Below are 2,859 nucleotides of genomic sequence, written 5' to 3' on the forward strand. Positions count from 1 at the left end.
ACTGGATACATATTTCAGAGAATTTCTTATTTGGTGTACTATACATAGCTGCACTTCTGCACTGGGAAATACACTGTTGATGGCTGCAGGAAAGCTTTTTAGCCCATCTACACATGCAATCAGAATATCTTCTACTCCTCTTTCTTTGAGGTTATTTAGCACTTCCAACCAAAAGTTAGCTCCTTCACTTTCAGCCAAATAAAAGCCCAGGACTTCTTTTCTGCCATTTTGGTCTATGCCCAATATATTGTACATACATTTACTTACGCAATGTCCATCCTCCTTGACCTTAAAGAACATCCCATCCATAAATACTATCGGGTATACTGATTGCAGTGGACGACTACGCCATTCATTGATTATAGGCAGTAATTTGTCGGTAATACTTGATATCTCTGCTACCGATATTTTGTGATCATAAATTTCCTCAACGTGTGACGCTATATCTCTATAGCTCATACCACTGGCAAATGTGCTCAAAATCTTCGTTTCAAGCTCTGGATGTAAGCTTGTTTGCCTTTTTTTGACTATTTGCGGCTCAAAACTTCCTTCTCTATCTCTTGGCGTTAACAGCTCAAATGAACCTGCACTTGTACGTAAAGTCTTTCCATTCCTCCCATTTCTGCGATTATTTTCTTCACTTTCAGCTAATAAATGGTTTTCTATTTCACCTTCTAGACTCGCCTCCAGCAGCTTTTTTATAAATGGTGTTAATGCTCCCTCCTTTCCTGTCAACGGTCTTCCTTCTCGTATAGACGACAGGATATTTGTTTCCAACTCTTTATAATCTACCAATCCGTTAGTTCTGTTTACTACTTTTTGACTCATTGTCAAACCTCCATTTTTAAATTGATATAAGTTCAAAAAAGTGTGTCAAACCGAAAAAAAGTAATATTCCCTTTAAGTCTCTACTTAACTGCTCAATTACTTTGGATCCCCAACCTTGACTCTTTTGTTTTTCTAGAATCTGCGTTCCAATATAATGATAAAGTAGTAGTAGCTCTTTATTTACTGTTCTTGCTGCTTTATAACGACTAGTAGCAATCTGTTCTTTCAGCTGCTCTAAAAATTCTGTATATTCTTTTGCTATAATTTTTGTCATATGGTTCCTTTCAACGATTTTTATCATTATATGATCCCCTTACTCGTTGAAAAAACAATTTTCCTCTTTGGCTTCATACCTGCAACTTTTAACTCAGCCTTAATTCGTTGTCTTAAATTCAATAAATCATTTATATCTACTTCTGCATAACGGACAACATGGTCACCATATGCAATTGATACTACTCTTTCTCCACTTTGTAGCTTCTTTATTGCTTGTTCAACTTGAGACAAATACTCTTCGTTATACATTTTCCAACCACTTACTCTGTCTTACTTTTTTAGGCTTTTTACTTTCCATTTTTCCACTCAAACTATTCCATTTACTCTCTGGCCATCGATCAATCCCAAGTGCAATAGATGCAGCTCTGGCATAAATCCGGCAATCTAGTACCTCATTTCTTTCTCTTACCTTTTGCCACTCTTGTTTGGTGTAGCCTTTTACTACCTTGCTGACTAATTGCTCTGCCGTTAGCTGTTTGAAATATTCAGGTGCATACTCCGGAAAATGACAGTATCCTACTGGAGCTTCTTCACCTTCTTTTAAAATATTAAGCAATTGAAAAAGCTCTGACTTTAATATCGATACTCCTACTGGCCAGAGCTTTATTCCTCTTTTCAGCTTTTGCCCTCCAACTGTTATATCAACTCTACTTGGGCTGCTAAGTGGCACTAGGGCTTTATTTACACCTTTCACTGCCATTACTCTTCCAGATCCTTGATGACTTCTCACCCAGTTGTAAACTTCCTGCGTTGCATACCCTGCATCAACTGCCATCATGCTTATCATATATTCAAGACCATTTTCACCGATAAAATGATGATTAAGTAATTCTGAAAGCTTTCCCCATACTTCCCTACCTCCTGTATCTCCTTCAAATACTTGGTAGTCTATTGACCAATTTTCTCTGCCTTTTCCCCAGGCTACAACTTCTACTTCTAAACGATCTTTTTGAACATCTACTCCTGCTGTGAGAACTACTTCGCCTTTTGGTACTGTGCCTACGGGAAAAAATTCTCTCCTGTTAAATAATTGCTTCCAATCGGTACTTCTCCTTTGTCTACCCAAGTTTCTCCTAAAGTGGTATTTATCCAAACTTTTAGTAATTGTTCACTTTCCTTTGCATGGAGAAAATCCTCTACTGCTTGTTGCCAACTATACCAGCCAACTGGACTATAAAGACTTGAAAGATGAAATCCTTTTTTCTCACCTTTTACTCTATTAGTAGGCCTCCATTCTCCACGCTCAAGCATCTCTGTCTTTTGATGATTTTCTATCTTTTTACCACATTCTATACATATATAGTGTGCTGTATTTGGATTTTTATCTTCCCATTTTATTTGTGACCATTTTAATATTTGGTAATAATTACAATGCGGACATGGTACAAAAAAATATCTCTTATCTGTTGCTTCAAATTCTTTCTCAATTCTGCTTATTCCATGGTGTTGATACTAAAAAAATCTTTCGCCGTGCAAATGTATTAGTTCGAGCAATACTGAGCAGTACTGGATCTCCTTCTCCACCTGAGTCTCCTGGATAGGCGTCTATTTCATCAAGAAAGAGATATTTTACTGGCATAGATCGGAGGCTTACACTGCTGTTTGCTCCGGTTATTACTACTATTCCACCTTGAAATTCCTTACTCTGCACAGTATTGCCTGAGTCTCTTGACCTTGGGTCTTTTACTTTACTTTTTAAACATGGCGTACTCTCTATTAACGGCGCAAATCTTCCCTTTGACCAACGTTTTCCCA

Annotated in this window: 2 protein-coding genes and 2 pseudogenes; all 4 read right to left on the reverse strand. The window is 37.5% G+C overall.

Features of this window, described 5'->3' with window-relative positions; translation table 11 throughout:
- Positions 1–828: IS256 family transposase (locus Wcon_RS09505; RefSeq protein ID WP_114516781.1), on the reverse strand; the 828-nt coding region annotated here is incomplete at its 3' end.
- A 70-nt stretch (positions 829–898) separates the two neighbouring features.
- Positions 899–1,102: pseudogene (locus Wcon_RS09510) on the reverse strand (DUF1016 N-terminal domain-containing protein); the annotation flags it as partial.
- Positions 1,103–1,128: 26 nt separating this feature from the next.
- A complete protein-coding gene (locus Wcon_RS09515; protein WP_114517794.1) occupies positions 1,129–1,353 on the reverse strand; it encodes a gpW family head-tail joining protein in 225 nt (74 codons plus the stop codon).
- Positions 1,346–2,859: pseudogene (locus Wcon_RS09520) on the reverse strand (phage terminase large subunit family protein); the annotation flags it as partial. The gene Wcon_RS09515 and the pseudogene Wcon_RS09520, both read right to left, overlap by 8 nt.

It is taken from the genome of Wolbachia endosymbiont of Cylisticus convexus (assembly GCF_003344345.1).

Coding starts and splice junctions, on each gene's coding strand:
- Wcon_RS09515 (WP_114517794.1), bottom strand. CDS start 1,353: ATGTATAACGAAGAGTATTTGTCTCAAGTTGAACAAGCAATAAAGAAG.